The organism is Dyadobacter sp. CY323, assembly GCF_021390245.1.
Lineage (GTDB): Bacteria > Bacteroidota > Bacteroidia > Cytophagales > Spirosomataceae > Dyadobacter.
This window is the reverse complement of sequence record NZ_JAJUXH010000004.1, coordinates 1-14,017: the sequence shown is the minus strand read 5'-3', so window position 1 is coordinate 14,017 and position 14,017 is coordinate 1. Positions and strand designations below refer to the sequence as shown.

Below are 14,017 nucleotides of genomic sequence, written 5' to 3'. Positions count from 1 at the left end.
TTTTGAGCCCGCAGTTGAGTGCTGAACAAAAATGGAATAAGAAAAAGGATACGTGAAGAAGAGAAGCCTGGCATGCTTTGGAAATCCTGGTTTAAATGGGCAAATTGAAAATTAATCTCTGCTGCTTTTTTTCTCCTTTTCCTCTATCGTCAGTCGCACCAGTTCAATGCGCGTATCCTGAACCGAGATTACCTGGAAAGAATAAGGTGGAATACTGACGACTTCGTTTACATCCGGCAAATCGCCATACTGATCGATCAACATACCCGCCAAGGTATCATAATCGCCTTCCGGGAGCTCCCAGCTATACTTTTCGTTCAGATAATCCAGTTCGTGTCTTGCACTCAGAATGTAACTGTTATCATCCAGCTGCCTTTCTGTCCAGTCCTCCGTGGAGTCATATTCATCCTGAATTTCGCCGAAAATTTGTTCTACTACATCTTCCACACTCACTAATCCGGCAGTCCCCCCAAACTCGTCCACGACCAGCGCAAGACTTCTTCTTTCTTCCAGAAACCGCAGCATCAGATCACGGGCGGGCATTGCTTCGGGCACGATCAGGATCGGTGTGATGATGTTACTGATCTCTTTTGGTTTTTTAAACAGCGATAATGCATGACAATAACCGAGTACTTCATCGACGGATTCACGCTGCACAATGATCTTGGAATGTCCGCTTGTCAGGAAAGCGGTCCGCAGATCTTCAATCGTCGCATTTACATTTACGGATGAAATCTCCGTTCTCGGAATCATGCAGTCCCGAATGCGTAAATCTTTAAAATCCAGCGCATTAATGAACATGCGCTCTTCAATGCTGCGATCGTCAAAATCAGGATCGTCGGCTGAAACAATGTCGTCACGGAGCGAAGGCGTCAGAATATTCTCTTTCACAAAAGGTTCGACGACCCAATATAGCGGCGTCATCAGCCACTCGCCAAACCGGACCGGAAATGCTTTTAAGTCAATAACATGTGGAAAACTTCTGCCGACGCGCACCCAACTTCCATACGACAGCATCCATATCCCCGCGAGCGCCAGAAAAACGCCAAAAATTGCTAAGCCTTCTTCGAAACCCGATTGGACGGAAAGCAATGGGAAAATGGTAATTGCGGCCATAAAACAGCCCAATGCTACGGCCAGCAGCCTGATCATCCTTAAAATCCGTCGCCAGTAAAGTGTCTGGACAACCAGTTCCGTTTTTTCATGACGGAGTGAATAGCGATCAATGGAAAAATCAATTAAAACAGATCTTACCGCCCCAAAATATCCGGCCAGAATGAAGAACAATATAGTAAGACCAATGAGCATGTTTATTTTTTAGCGGTTTTACGAGGTTTTTGCTGGTGTATCAATGTCTTCGGTTCGTCTTTCTTGATTACGCTACCCGCCGCTTTTAATCTGATAAACTGGAACAAAAGCAAACTCATTATACTGAGCAAAAGCAACCAGTAGCTTTCGAAAAGTCCAGCCCGGCGAAATTCCAGAACCCAGACCACAAAGAAGCCCAGAGTCAGCGCGAGTAAGATTGTCCTGGTAAGTTTAGAATTCATTTTCAAAGATACACAGATTGTCTTAATACGGTTATAAACGGATTGATGGTCGTTCTGATGCAGAATAACCGGTACATATTCCCTTCAATTTCTCTAAAATACCTAACTTGCGCGGATTGCCTCACAATTCTTTTTTGTTGACTGAATTGTAAAATAAATTCTTGAAAAAATCTCTTAATACTATGAGCGAAACCACAAAACGCTTTGCGCCCGGAGTTGTTACCGGTGACGGAGTTAGCGAAATTTTCCGCCATGCCAACGAAAATAACTATGCCCTTCCGGCGGTTAACGTGGTAGGAACCAACTCAGTGAACGCGGTACTTGAAACTGCCAAAGCGGTAAACAGCCCTGTCATCATCCAGTTTTCAAATGGCGGCGCTATATTTTATGCTGGAAAAAGCCTTTCAAACGCAAATCAGCAGGCTGCAATAGCCGGAGGCATTTCCGGTGCAATGCATGTTCACCAAATGGCGGCACTTTACGGAGTACCTGTTATTCTTCACACGGATCATTGCGCAAAAAAATTACTTCCCTGGATCGATGGTTTATTGGAAGCCGGCGAAAGATATTTTGACCAATATGGCAAGCCATTGTACAGCTCGCACATGCTGGATTTATCGGAAGAACCAATTGAAGAAAACATCGAGATTTCTGCCAAATACTTCGAAAGAATGGCGAAAATCGGCATGACACTTGAAATCGAATTGGGTGTAACCGGCGGAGAGGAAGATGGCGTGGACAACAGCGACGTGGATAGCTCGAAGCTTTATACCCAACCGGAAGAAGTTGCTTACGCTTACGAAGAACTGTCGAAAATCTCTCCAAACTTCACCATTGCTGCTGCATTCGGAAATGTCCACGGCGTTTACAAACCAGGTAATGTGAAATTGGAACCGAAAATCCTTCGCAATTCACAAAACTTCATTCAGGAAAAATTCGCGACTGCTGAGTTGCCGGTTAACTTCGTATTTCACGGAGGATCAGGTTCTTCACGCGAAGAAATCCGCGAAGCGATCGAATACGGCGCGATCAAAATGAATATCGATACCGATATGCAATGGTCAACCTGGGAAGGAATTTTGAAATACTACAAAGAAAAAGAAGGATACCTGCAAACCCAACTTGGTAACCCGGACGGACCGGATTCGCCAAACAAAAAATACTACGATCCACGTGTATGGCTTCGCAAAGGCGAAGAAACGATGATCCAAAGGTTGAAAATTGCATTCGAGGATCTGAATTGCATTAATCAGCTGGGGTAAATTTTAGTTTTTGATATTGATTGAGAGAGCAGCCTTCGCAGGCTGCTCTTTTTTTTGTTATAAAAACGTAGTATTATCAACGAACTAGCATCAAAGCCCCAGATCGCAATGGCAGCGCCTCATTCAACTTAATCTTATAATAATAAATATCCGTTGTATTTTTTGACCCATCAAATGGCTTATAAGTTCCGCTAGAGTGAAAGATTACTCTACCCCATCGATTATATATTGTCACTTCTGCGTACGGATAATTGTCAATGCCCCTCAATTCCCATGAATCATTGATTCCATCTTGATTTGGCGTAAAGATATCCGGGATTGAAACTTCATCGCAGATTTTCACTTGGATAGTCTTGGCCGTCTTACAACCATTATGGTCAGTCGCGATTACCGTATATAAAATACTTTTGTCAGTCGTCACGGTAGGCATCGGCGTTAACGGATTATCAAGTCCATCTTTGGGAGACCATTCGTAATTTAGATCATGCGAATCCTCCACTCCAATAGCCGTAATTTCATTAACGACACAAATTTCCGGCAACAAATTAAACTTCGGGGAATCGTAAATTTCAACTATTTGCCTGGCCGCAGCAGTTGAACATCCCTCCGTTGAAGGAATAGAATAAATTAATTCATGCACTCCTACCCCAGCTTTTATTGGGTAGAAAATATCCCCTACGATGCCTGCTCCCTTAAAAACACCGCCTGTCGGCATGCCAATCAAATGAATGGCAGTATCCTGATTTGCACACATTGCTGCTATTGGATCCATTTCAATCTTTACACTTGAATCGGAGAACTGTTGTATTACTACAGTATCGGAAAAAAGCTTGCAGGTGAATGATTCTATAACAGCCCAGTAACTTCCCGGCTCCGAAACTGCCAAAGAATTACTTTTTACAGTTAGCAAGCTGCCATTTTTGTACCAATTATAAGAATGTAGATTCTTTGGCCCCTCAATGATAGCCTCACCGAGCTTGTCGCACGGAGTTGATGCTCCTTGCTTTTCCAACTTGAAAGCTGTGTTAGCCCCAGATACGTGGACCTTTTCCGATTCAACTGCCTCTGGACAAGATCCGGATTGAGAACTTTTGAAACTGTAATCCCCTTCCTGAACGACTTCTAGACTACTGCCCATGGCGCCGGGAATGTTCTGGCCATTTCGCATCCACTGGCAATTAAATCCCAGATTTAATTTCGCATCAAGTTTTATCTCATTTCCTGGACAAATCGTAGCGTTCGTCACGGGCACATCATTCAAATAAACGTTTTTATCAGTAGTCGCGGAAGAACATTGATCAAGGGAACTAACAGTAAATTCACGAATCACTGAACCAATTCGTCGGCCGTTGCGATACTCCTCAACGCAAACCGCGAAAGTAAACAACCCAATCGTTTCTGATGTTACAGATAACATCCCAGTCTCAGGATCAATTTTCAGTGAAGGGTTGCCTGGAATAGCATTATTGGCAGCATACCCTTTTTGCCATTCAAGTGGAGAGTTTGAAGTGAAATGGTAGCCTATTGGATCCACTAGGAAAAATCTGAGTTTGTCTCCATCTATGTCGCTGGCAGCAATCTTAAAAGAAAACGGCCCCTGCTTACAGATGAAAAAAGTATTGAGCTCGTCTACAGTGGGTGTAGAATTAAAGAATGGAACGCCACTAGCAAAAATCGGTGGAAAAAAAGTTCTGAAGATAGTTGTATAAGACCCAGAATTATTAAGGTTGACGACATTCACTTGGCGGCAACAATCTGTCCATTCAAGGTAATAGCCTTCCATATCGGAGTACGACGGGGGATAAAGCTCAACCTCAGATTCAAAATTTGCGTAGATTGTTTTAAGCTCAACATTTCCAATGCAAACCTCTTTATTATATGTCACCTTCCTGCTTTGATTTTTCAAGAGTCTGAAAGATTCGACTTCTGAACCATTACTTCTTCTGATCATCTTGACATTCAACTCATTCGATGCGAAAGAACCATTCGTTTCATCAATGTGAAGTTTCAATGAGATCTTGTATCTCGTTATTAATGTACTTACAGCATTTATCTGCAAGTAACCACCTATAATGTTTTCGGCTATACCATTTGCCTGTGATAGAGAGAAGATAAATATATAAATGACAACCTTGATTGCTTTGCTAGACATATTAATCTATTTTAAGTCGTATATGTCAAATATCGCTTTTGATGTAGGGGAACGAGAATTAATTTATTAAGAGGTCAATTAGAATTATTGCAAGGAAATACTGTTCTGGATGAAAACTGAAAGTTTTAGTTACGATCCGCGCGTATGGCTTCGCAAAGGCGAAGAAACGATGATCCAAAGGTTGAAAATTGCATTCGAGGATCTGAATTGCATTAATCAGCTGGGGTAAATTTTAGTTTTTGATATTGATTGAAAGAGCAGCCTGCGAGGGCTGCTTTTTTTTTGCCCACCATCGTCGTTTTGACCAATCGATCACTCAAACTACCTTCTAATAACCGAAAAACTACCTTCTACAAATTCGAAAATCTGGCTCTTCTACCTTGCAATGCGATTCTAATTCATGGGTTGCAGAAACTTTTCAGATGTATGAAGTACAGTTTTGTATTAATGCTTGCTCTTGTATCCAGCCTCTTTACCGGCTGTGAAAATGAAAAACTGGCATTCGAGGAGAAAAAGATTGAGAAAGAGGTAAAAATGAAATCGGTCAAATATCAGGACCTGAATGCCCAAATGCCCGAAAATTTTCCAGACGGATTGATCAACTATAACTATATCAATCTTCAGCAAATCGCTTCAAACGGTACAATCTCCAGCGACCGGAATTTAAGGGTTTTGTCTGGAAACAGTTTTGATGAAATCGTTGAAAGCGTAAAAAGAAAATATCCTGACTTCGAAAATGCAGCTCCGGAAGAATACCGCAAGTTTTTTCCGGAATTGTCGGACCGAGAGTTAATTGAGAAACGTGAGGCTATGTTGCTTCAAGTCCATCATATTTTTCATTTATGATGACCGAATCGAACTTTAAAAATGAATGACCGAAGAGGCTACCTTTTAAATGGCTGCCTCTCAAAATTTTTATTAAGATTTGAATGAGTTTCCTAAAATCAAAATGATCAAAAAAAGTTTTTGCCATTCTAAATAGCCAAAATTGAATCAAGGTAATTCACATTGCAGGTCACCTTGATGATTAAGAGCTGGCCTATTGTAATCATCTATAAAGAATGAATATGGGGAAAATCATCTTTGTTTATTTATCGCTAATTTATATTGTTGGTATATGAGCTCGCCAGGGCCGCTGTCTTTAAATGTGGGTGGCCGTTGGCAATGGACCAAAACGTTCAACAAAGATTATAAACTATTAGAATCCGCAATTCCTGCTAGGTCTAAATATCTTGAAGTGAAAATTATGCCTTATGGGTCAGAATTTTTTCAAGAGTTAGGATTTTTTGAAAATGATGTAAAGGTGGATTCATTATTTGTTTTAGAAAACGACAAGTACATGTCTTCAACAACAAATGAAAAATCCAATGAATTGTTCGCCAATTATGTAGATGAAAATAAGAATCCTACTGTAATCAGATTTAAATTTTTTATCCCATATAAAAAATCGAAAGCAAGCAGGATGGAAATTAACATACAAAGAAATACATTGAAGTATGACGCATCAGTAGACACACTTATAATGGAATATATTAAAGTTGATAGTTAAGTCTCTGGAAATAGATTGATCCTATCAAGTTTAATATCCATGGACAAAATTATTTCAAGAAACTAAACAAAAGGAAATAACAAAATGAGACAGATTTTACCGATCCTAATCCTACTGTTCATCTGTTCCTGCGAAGACAAACTATACAAAGACAAATATGACATTGAATTTTATATTACAAACAAAACCAAGCATGTAATCCCTGAACTAAAAATTGATGGAGCAAACGGAGCGAAAGTATGGATTTTGAAGAATTTAGAGCCTGAAAATACGGAAAAGCTGAGGTTCAACATTAAACGGGATCTTCGAATTTCCGAGGGAGGATTTATATTCTCAGCAGTTAAAATAGATGGCGATTCCCTGGTTCTAAATACCGGCTATTTCACAAACTGGGGTTATGCTCCTCCAAATCCTTCCCTCTTTTACATCAACGATGATCGGATCGAATTACAAAAATAAATAATAGTGGGGCTGTCAGTGCGGTGTCAGACTCCTAGACCTTCTCCATTATCCTTTCCCGGTGCTTCAACCCCCATTCCCGCAACACCTCGATCACTACTTTCAGTGAATGCCCATATTCGGTGAGCGAATATTCCACGACAACCGGGATCGAATCGTAAACCGTCCGTTTTACCAGTTCGTTGCATTCCAGGTCGCGCAATTCTTTGGAAAGCATTTTGTCGGTTATGCCCGGCACTTCCCTCGCAATTTGGGAAAAGCGTTTGTTCCCAAACATCAATGATATGATGATCGGCAGCTTCCATTTACCATTTACAACTTCTAATGCATCCCTCACCGGCAAAATGCTTTTTGTGCATTCACCCAGTGTATGCCCATTGATTGTTATTTCTCCGTTTTTCATGACCAGTCCGAACTTGTTTAGCTATCCTTTTGTATAGTACTTACAAATATATAGTATAATTCCATAAGTTTGCACAGTTATTTATTAAAGCAATCTAGAAATGAGTGAGTTGATAGAAAAATTGAACTGGCGATATGCAACAAAACGCATGAATGGACAAGTTGTCCCCGCCGAAACCCTGGATAATATTCTTCAGGCAATCAATCTTGCGCCTTCATCGGTGGGATTGCAGCCATATAATGTACTTGTGATCGGTAATAAGGATGTAAAGGAAAAAATTTATAATATAGCCAACAAACAACCTCAGATACTGGAGTCGTCTCACGTTCTGGTATTTGCAGCCTGGGAAAAAGTCACTGCCGAAAGCATAGCAAAGTACATTCAACTGATCGCCTCAACGCGTGACATTCGTGTTGAATCGTTGTCCGCTTTTCATAATAGCATCAACGGCGGGATTTTGAGCAGAACCGAAGAAGTTAACTTTCAATGGGCAGCCCGCCAGGCTTACATTGGTTTGGGGCACGCGCTGGTGGCCGCAGCAACCGAGCAGGTAGACGCTACCCCGATGGAAGGCTTTGACGCTGCGGCGCTCGATGAATTACTCGGGCTGAAAGAAAAAGGATTGCGGAGCGTGGTAATTATGACTTTGGGTTACAGAGATAACCAAAACGATCCGCTGGTCCGCGCGAAAAAAGTGAGAAGGCCGCACGAAGAGTTTTTTATTAAGATATAACTGGTACTGATATGAAAGTCGAAATCTGGAGTGATGTAATGTGCCCCTTTTGTTACATCGGCAAAAGGAAATTTGAAAATGCATTGTCGCAATTTCCCCAAAAAGATCAAATTCAAGTGGAATGGAAAAGCTTCCAGTTGAACCCGCAGATGAAAACAGAACCCGGAAAAAGCATTAACGATTACTTAGCAGAAGTAAAAGGCTGGGAACCTGATTATGCTAAACAAATGAATGATCATGTGTCGGGTTTGGCGGCGGAAGTTGGCCTGGAATACAATATGGACAAGGCAGTAGTTGCAAATTCATTCGATGCACATCGGTTTGTACAGTTCGCGAAGACCAAAGGATTGGGTGATGACGCGGAAGAACAGTTGTTTAAAGCCTATTTCACAGATGGAAAAAACACCGCCGATCATGACACCCTGATTCAGCTCGGAACGGAAATAGGTCTTGATCGCGACGAATTGCAAGCCGTTTTGTCTGGTAACAGCTTCGGTGAGGATGTGCGTAAAGATATTCGTGAAGCGCAGCAGGTAGGTGCACGTGGCGTTCCCTTTTTTGTATTGGACCGTAAATATGCCGTTTCCGGTGCGCAGCATTCGGAAACATTCCTGAGTGCACTTGAAAAATCATTTGGGGAATGGGAAAAGACAAACCCGAAACCACTGGTAAACCTCGCCACCGGGGCAACCTGCACAACGGACGGCCAATGTGATTAAGAATTAAATTTTCACTTCTTCAAGCAGTATGTTATCTGATAACACGCTGCTTTTTTGTTGATCAGGCAGGGCAGCAGGCAACTGGTATGGTTATAGAGAGAAGTTGAGATGATGGATTAGTAATTTCCAACATTTTATACTTATAGCTGTAAACAACCCTACTCTGATGCGTATTGCGTTACTCCTGTTTATTTTAGTCACATTCAGGATCGTCTCTCAGGCGGGAGGTATAAAAGGCCGTATTACCACAAAAAACGGTGAAGCACTACCCTATGCCGGAATTGCCGTAAACGGGACCAGTAACGGTACCATGGCAAATGAAGACGGAGAGTACGAGTTCAGCCTTTCTGCCGGAAATTACGAGATTGTTTATCAGTACCTCGGATTTAAGACCATTTATAAAAAAATCTCCATTACCTCTCACTTTACGGAGGTAAATATCACGCTCGAAGAACAGGCGCTAAGCCTTCAGGAAGCCACAATCGGGAAAGGCAAAGAAGATCCGGCATATAGCATTATGCGCCGGGCGATTGCAAAGGCCCGTTTTCACCAACTACAAGTCCGGGGTTATACCGCCAGGGTTTATTCCAGAAGTACGGGATTGCCTACGAAAATCCCCTATTTACTGGAAAAACGACTCAAAAAGGAAGGTGTGCAGGAAGGAAAAGCGATCCTCAACGAGAGTGTCGCCGAAATCAAATATCGCCGGCCGGGAAATTACAGCCAGCGGATCATTTCTACGCGTAACAGTCTGGATAACAGCATCCCATCGCCGAACGATTACATTCTTGCCAGCTTGTACAGTCCCGAAATCGCAGGTACGATCTCTCCCCTTTCGCCCAAAGCATTCTCCTATTATAAGTTCGAATATGAAGGTTATTTCGATGACCAGGGAAGGTTGGTCAATAAAATACGTGTGATCCCGAAAGCATATGGCGAAGGTGTTTTCAAAGGAACCTTATTCATTCTGGAAGATCTCTGGTCAATTCACAGCTATGATTTACAGACGACCACGCAGGGACTTGACATTTCGGCGAAACAGATTTTCAGTCCCGTTCAAAATGTCTGGGTGCCCGTGAATCAGCAATTCCGGTTAAGTGGGAGCTACCTGGGATTTGCCGGTGAATTCAAATATTTGGTATCGCTAACCTACAACAACCTGGATGTAGATCCTGGTTTGAGGGAAGATATTACCATTAAAGACCATAAAAAAGAACCGTCGGCTGATCGGAACAAGAAAAAAGACCTTGAAAATCTGATCAAAGACCAAAAAGAATTTTCGACCAAAAATTTCAGAAAACTGACTAAGCAATACGAAAAAGAACAGAAAAAAGAGAACAAGACTGCGAAAATTGACAGCCGGCTGGTAAGACAGGATTCCATCGTGATCGACTCGATGGCCAACAAACGTGATACTACTTACTGGCAGACACTCAGGCCGATCCCTCTGACTAAATCCGAAGTTTCAAGTTACGTTTTGCAAGACAGTATCAAGGTTGTAAAGGATTCATTGAAAGCAAAATCCCGGCCTGATTCCTTGTATTTCAAGCCGCAGCATCTTGTAACCGGAAATACCTATTCACTTGGCAACCGAAACACCTTTTATTTTAAAAGCCCGTTGCTTTCAATCAGTTATAACACCGTTGAAGGAAATGCGATCAATTTCATTACGGAATGGCAGAAACGGTGGGACAAATCATACCGGATCAGTGTGAGACCACTTGTAAGGTATTCATTTGGTAGAAAAAGGGTTTACGGAAACCTTGAAACCAACATCGGGAACAACAAATGGAACCTGGGCATTTCCGGTGGTGAGATGGCGAGCCAGATCAATAACAATAACCCCATTCCGCCACTCCCAAACAGTATGGCCGCCCGGTTTTTCGACCGGAATTTCATGAAGCTCTACCAGAAACAGTACGGACGAATCGACTATTCGCTGCGCAACATCGCAGATATTCTGAATGTCAATGCAGGATTGGAATTTGAGCACCGGAAAGAGCTTTTCAACCAGGAAAGTGCCCGCCCGATATTTTTCTGGAGTAAGTACAGCTACACGTCCAATCGTCCGGAGAACAAGGAATTGGCATCCACCGGATTCCCAAAACATAATGCAACACTTCTGGACCTGACAGCCACGCTCCGGCCGTGGAGACGGTATCTTATCCGAAATGGCGAAAAACGGTATCTCCGCAGCAAAGGCCCGTCTTTTAGTGTCAATTACAAAAATGCCCTCGCATTTGCCGGTGACGTGGATTACTCTTTATTACAAACCACCATCCGGCAAGACATGAGCCTGGGGCCACGGAGCAGCTTTGAATATTTTGTGAACGGAGGCGGATTTATCAACAACAAAAAGATGTACTTCCCGGATTACCGCCACTTTATGGGAAATGAGTTTTTCTTCCAATATACGTATCCGCCCGATCAGTTCCGGATGCTTCAATATTACCGGTATAGCACCGCTGAGTGGTTTTTTCAAGCCCATGCAACCTGGTCTTCTCAAAATTTTGCGATTACCCGGATTCAGGCATTGCGTACCACCGGGCTTTCAGAGACGTTGCAGCTGCATTACCTGAAAGTGCCGACGATCCGCAATTACACGGAGGTCGTTTATGGTATTGATAATATTTACCGCATTCTTCGCCTGGAAGCGGTGGCACAGTTTCATGGAAGCCATTTTAAAGGAATGGGCTGGCGTTTCGGCACATCCATTCCTTTTGGCAGGTAGCTTATTTAGTAGCCTCAGCTTTGATTCTCGGTACTTCTTTGGCAATGGATGGATAATAATTATCATCCGGGTTTATGTCCGCCATACGCTGGCTCGGGTCAATCGCAATGCGCTGAATATCCGCCATATCGCGCGGGATTGAAAAGGAATACTCGGGATATGTCCAGCCCCAATCGGGCAGTAAAGTTGTTTTGGTGTAAAGCTTTTCTTCTTTCTCACCTCGCATGATTTCCAGAGGAATATAGAAGTTCTCCTGACTTCCATCTTTGTAGGTTACCACAATATCCAGTGGCATGGGCATTTGGCCGATCCGTCCGATTACTACATCCGTAGTTTTACCGGAAGTTGCCAGCACTTCTTTGATTCCATAGTCAATCGTTTTTGTGGTCCCAACAAAATTCTCCCAGTACCAGTCCAGTTCCAGCCCCGACTCTTTTTCCATGATCCTTTTTAAATCAGTAGGATTCGGATGCTTGTATTTCCATTCGTTGAAATACCGTTTAATCCCCCTCTCAAATTTCTCTTTCCCAATCACATAATTGAGCTGGTTCAGAAAAACAGAACCTTTTGAGTAGCTCGCGATGCTGTATGCGCGATTGGTATTATAATGGTCTGCATGTGTCGTCAAAGGCTCCTCCAATCCGGATTTCACCAGGCCACGGTAACTGTTTGTGCTTCTGAGCTGCGGATCTATGCGGGATGGGTACAATTCTCCCATTACAATATTTTCTGCGTAGGTTGTAAATCCTTCATCCATCCACGGGTATTTCGATTCATTAGTCCCCAGGATCATCTGAAACCAGCTGTGAATGGACTCGTGAACCACTACTCCCACCAGGCCTCCGAGCGTTTGCTTACCCATGATCAAAGTCGCCATCGGATATTCCATTCCGCCATCGCCGCCCTGAATAACAGAGTATTGTTTGTAGGGATACCGCCCGAATTTTGCATTCATGATTTGAAAGCAGCGCACTGCCAGAGGCTCCATTTCCTTCCAGACTTTCCCCAGTGTATCTGATTTATAGAAAAAATGAAGATCCAGGTTTTCATCCACTTTCGTAATGTCGTGACGGTAAGTCCGGTCGGCGGCCCACATAAAATCATGCACTTCCGGGGCAATGAAATGCCAGGTCAATTTCTCTCCGGGCTTGTGAGTTACCTCTTTTGTCGAGTAGCCATGTCCTATTTTATCCGGGTTCTGCAAATAACCTGTCCCCGCAATCACATAGGCAGCGTCAATGGTAATTTTTACATCGAAATCGCCCCAAATGCCGTAAAATTCCCTTCCTATATATGGATTGGAGTGCCATCCCTCGTAATCATACTCGGACATTTTGGGATACCATTGTGCCATCGAATATTCCACGCCTTCACTGTTGTTTCTGCCGGTGCGACGAATTTGAAGCGGCACCTGCGCCTCAAATTCCATTTCGAATGTATGTTGCGTTTTCGGAAGGATTTTCTCATTCAACGTAACTTCGAGAATAGTCCCGACTACTTCGTATTTCAACGGCTTACCATTGTGTTTTAAAGAAATAACCTTCTCATAGCCGATTTCGGACGGTGCCAATTTTGAAATCCGGTCTTTCACACGGGCATCCGGGTCACTGATCGTCCTCGACCGCACATCCATCTGACTTCCCGGTTGGAAAGCATTGAGATACAAATGGTAAAATACTTTGTGAAGCGTATCGGGCGAATTGTTGCTGTAAATCAGCTTTTGCGTCCCTTTATATTGATGAGTTTCCGCGTTGAAGTCAACATTCATCTGGTATTTTGCACGTTGCTGCCAGCGGTCACTTTGTGCTGAAACATGCAGACCCGAACAGGCCAGCAACAACACGAATAGGTTAAATTTCATTATCAATTTGATTAGTAGGTTTTTGTACAAAATAAGGAACTTGTTGGAACAATAAAGAAGGATTCCCATCTTAAATTGGCCATCAAAAGGAAAAACTGGGAATCAATATCCCCAAAAAATCATTGTTTTGATGCTTTAAAAGGCCTAAATAAAGCTGTAAGGCACTATTTTAGAGGATTGAAGTTTTTGGCATGTAATTGGTAACTTCTCTTACATCAATCATTAACAAGAACTAAACACTTTGTCAATTATGCTTAGATGGACCATAATATTTCTGATCGTAGCTATTATAGCCGGGGTTCTCGGTTTCGGCGGCATTGCTGCCGGTGCAGCTGGAATTGCTAAAATTCTATTCTTCGTATTTCTGGTATTATTCGTATTAAGCTTACTAAGCCGCGGAGTCGGGCGATCTTAGGTGTGAGATGTGAGATGTAAAATGTGAGAAGACAGATGTGAAATGTGAGATGTGAAATGACTTTTGTCGCGTCCTAAAATAAGTTGACGGTTTTAGATTGAGTTTAGGCCTTGGGGTGTTTCTCCAAGGCTTTTTTATGTACTGCATTCGGGGTCATCATTTTGAGACTAAGATGAGGCCTGT

General features: G+C 42.6%; 13 protein-coding genes. 8 read left to right on the top strand and 5 right to left on the bottom strand.

Annotation, left to right across the window (positions count from 1 at the left end; all coding sequences use genetic code 11):
* Nucleotides 1-111: 111 nt before the first annotated feature.
* Together LZG72_RS09060 and LZG72_RS09055 are read right to left on the bottom strand one after the other, a co-directional pair.
* On the bottom strand, nt 112-1,308 hold the full coding sequence (locus LZG72_RS09060; RefSeq protein ID WP_233870543.1) for a hemolysin family protein: 1,197 nt from the start codon (nt 1,306-1,308) through the stop codon (nt 112-114).
* A 2-nt stretch (nt 1,309-1,310) separates the two neighbouring features.
* Complete coding sequence (locus LZG72_RS09055; protein WP_233870540.1) at nt 1,311-1,550, bottom strand: hypothetical protein; 240 nt, start codon at nt 1,548-1,550, stop codon at nt 1,311-1,313.
* 182 nt (nt 1,551-1,732) lie between these two features.
* On the opposite strand from LZG72_RS09055, the gene fbaA reads away from it, so the two are divergent.
* On the top strand, nt 1,733-2,812 hold the full coding sequence (gene fbaA / locus LZG72_RS09050) for a class II fructose-bisphosphate aldolase (protein ID WP_233870537.1): 1,080 nt from the start codon (nt 1,733-1,735) through the stop codon (nt 2,810-2,812).
* A gap of 76 nt (nt 2,813-2,888) precedes the next feature.
* Here fbaA and LZG72_RS09045 read toward each other — a convergent pair whose 3' ends face one another.
* Complete coding sequence (locus tag LZG72_RS09045) at nt 2,889-4,964, bottom strand: gliding motility-associated C-terminal domain-containing protein (RefSeq protein WP_233870534.1); 2,076 nt, start codon at nt 4,962-4,964, stop codon at nt 2,889-2,891.
* 426 nt (nt 4,965-5,390) lie between these two features.
* Here LZG72_RS09045 and LZG72_RS09040 point away from each other — a divergent pair, with 426 nt between their 5' ends.
* The 3 genes from LZG72_RS09040 (at nt 5,391) to LZG72_RS09030 (ending at nt 6,972) form a co-directional block, all read left to right on the top strand.
* Nucleotides 5,391-5,810 (top strand): hypothetical protein, encoded by a 420-nt coding sequence (locus LZG72_RS09040; RefSeq protein WP_233870531.1) that lies wholly within the window; start codon nt 5,391-5,393, stop codon nt 5,808-5,810.
* Nucleotides 5,811-6,081: 271 nt separating this feature from the next.
* Nucleotides 6,082-6,513: a hypothetical protein gene (locus LZG72_RS09035; RefSeq protein ID WP_233870528.1), complete on the top strand. Its 432-nt coding sequence runs from the start codon at nt 6,082-6,084 to the stop codon at nt 6,511-6,513.
* Nucleotides 6,514-6,597: 84 nt separating this feature from the next.
* Nucleotides 6,598-6,972, top strand: a complete 375-nt coding sequence (locus LZG72_RS09030) for a hypothetical protein (RefSeq protein WP_233870526.1) — start codon at nt 6,598-6,600, stop codon at nt 6,970-6,972.
* Nucleotides 6,973-7,006: 34 nt separating this feature from the next.
* Here LZG72_RS09030 and LZG72_RS09025 read toward each other — a convergent pair whose 3' ends face one another.
* Complete coding sequence (locus LZG72_RS09025) at nt 7,007-7,375, bottom strand: helix-turn-helix domain-containing protein (protein ID WP_233870523.1); 369 nt, start codon at nt 7,373-7,375, stop codon at nt 7,007-7,009.
* A gap of 100 nt (nt 7,376-7,475) precedes the next feature.
* Here LZG72_RS09025 and LZG72_RS09020 point away from each other — a divergent pair, with 100 nt between their 5' ends.
* The 3 genes from LZG72_RS09020 (at nt 7,476) to LZG72_RS09010 (ending at nt 11,558) form a co-directional block, all read left to right on the top strand.
* Nucleotides 7,476-8,108 carry an NAD(P)H-dependent oxidoreductase gene (locus tag LZG72_RS09020; RefSeq protein WP_233870521.1) on the top strand — a complete coding sequence of 211 codons (633 nt, stop codon included), beginning with the start codon at nt 7,476-7,478 and terminating at the stop codon, nt 8,106-8,108.
* An 11-nt stretch (nt 8,109-8,119) separates the two neighbouring features.
* Nucleotides 8,120-8,827: a DsbA family protein gene (locus LZG72_RS09015; protein WP_233870518.1), complete on the top strand. Its 708-nt coding sequence runs from the start codon at nt 8,120-8,122 to the stop codon at nt 8,825-8,827.
* A 166-nt stretch (nt 8,828-8,993) separates the two neighbouring features.
* Nucleotides 8,994-11,558 carry a DUF5686 and carboxypeptidase regulatory-like domain-containing protein gene (locus LZG72_RS09010; protein ID WP_233870515.1) on the top strand — a complete coding sequence of 855 codons (2,565 nt, stop codon included), beginning with the start codon at nt 8,994-8,996 and terminating at the stop codon, nt 11,556-11,558.
* A gap of 1 nt (nt 11,559) precedes the next feature.
* Here the strand turns inward: LZG72_RS09010 and LZG72_RS09005 are convergent, their stop codons facing one another.
* Nucleotides 11,560-13,419, bottom strand: a complete 1,860-nt coding sequence (locus tag LZG72_RS09005; RefSeq protein WP_233870512.1) for a M1 family metallopeptidase — start codon at nt 13,417-13,419, stop codon at nt 11,560-11,562.
* A 250-nt stretch (nt 13,420-13,669) separates the two neighbouring features.
* Here LZG72_RS09005 and LZG72_RS09000 point away from each other — a divergent pair, with 250 nt between their 5' ends.
* Nucleotides 13,670-13,834, top strand: a complete 165-nt coding sequence (locus LZG72_RS09000; protein WP_233870509.1) for a DUF1328 family protein — start codon at nt 13,670-13,672, stop codon at nt 13,832-13,834.
* The last annotated feature ends 183 nt before the right edge of the window (nt 13,835-14,017 follow it).

Coding starts and splice junctions, on each gene's coding strand:
- LZG72_RS09015 (WP_233870518.1), top strand. CDS start 8,120: ATGAAAGTCGAAATCTGGAGTGATGTAATGTGCCCCTTTTGTTACATC.
- LZG72_RS09060 (WP_233870543.1), bottom strand. CDS start 1,308: ATGCTCATTGGTCTTACTATATTGTTCTTCATTCTGGCCGGATATTTT.
- LZG72_RS09020 (WP_233870521.1), top strand. CDS start 7,476: ATGAGTGAGTTGATAGAAAAATTGAACTGGCGATATGCAACAAAACGC.
- LZG72_RS09040 (WP_233870531.1), top strand. CDS start 5,391: ATGAAGTACAGTTTTGTATTAATGCTTGCTCTTGTATCCAGCCTCTTT.
- LZG72_RS09045 (WP_233870534.1), bottom strand. CDS start 4,964: ATGTCTAGCAAAGCAATCAAGGTTGTCATTTATATATTTATCTTCTCT.
- LZG72_RS09010 (WP_233870515.1), top strand. CDS start 8,994: ATGCGTATTGCGTTACTCCTGTTTATTTTAGTCACATTCAGGATCGTC.
- LZG72_RS09000 (WP_233870509.1), top strand. CDS start 13,670: ATGCTTAGATGGACCATAATATTTCTGATCGTAGCTATTATAGCCGGG.
- LZG72_RS09055 (WP_233870540.1), bottom strand. CDS start 1,550: ATGAATTCTAAACTTACCAGGACAATCTTACTCGCGCTGACTCTGGGC.
- LZG72_RS09005 (WP_233870512.1), bottom strand. CDS start 13,419: ATGAAATTTAACCTATTCGTGTTGTTGCTGGCCTGTTCGGGTCTGCAT.
- fbaA (WP_233870537.1), top strand. CDS start 1,733: ATGAGCGAAACCACAAAACGCTTTGCGCCCGGAGTTGTTACCGGTGAC.
- LZG72_RS09035 (WP_233870528.1), top strand. CDS start 6,082: ATGAGCTCGCCAGGGCCGCTGTCTTTAAATGTGGGTGGCCGTTGGCAA.
- LZG72_RS09025 (WP_233870523.1), bottom strand. CDS start 7,375: ATGAAAAACGGAGAAATAACAATCAATGGGCATACACTGGGTGAATGC.
- LZG72_RS09030 (WP_233870526.1), top strand. CDS start 6,598: ATGAGACAGATTTTACCGATCCTAATCCTACTGTTCATCTGTTCCTGC.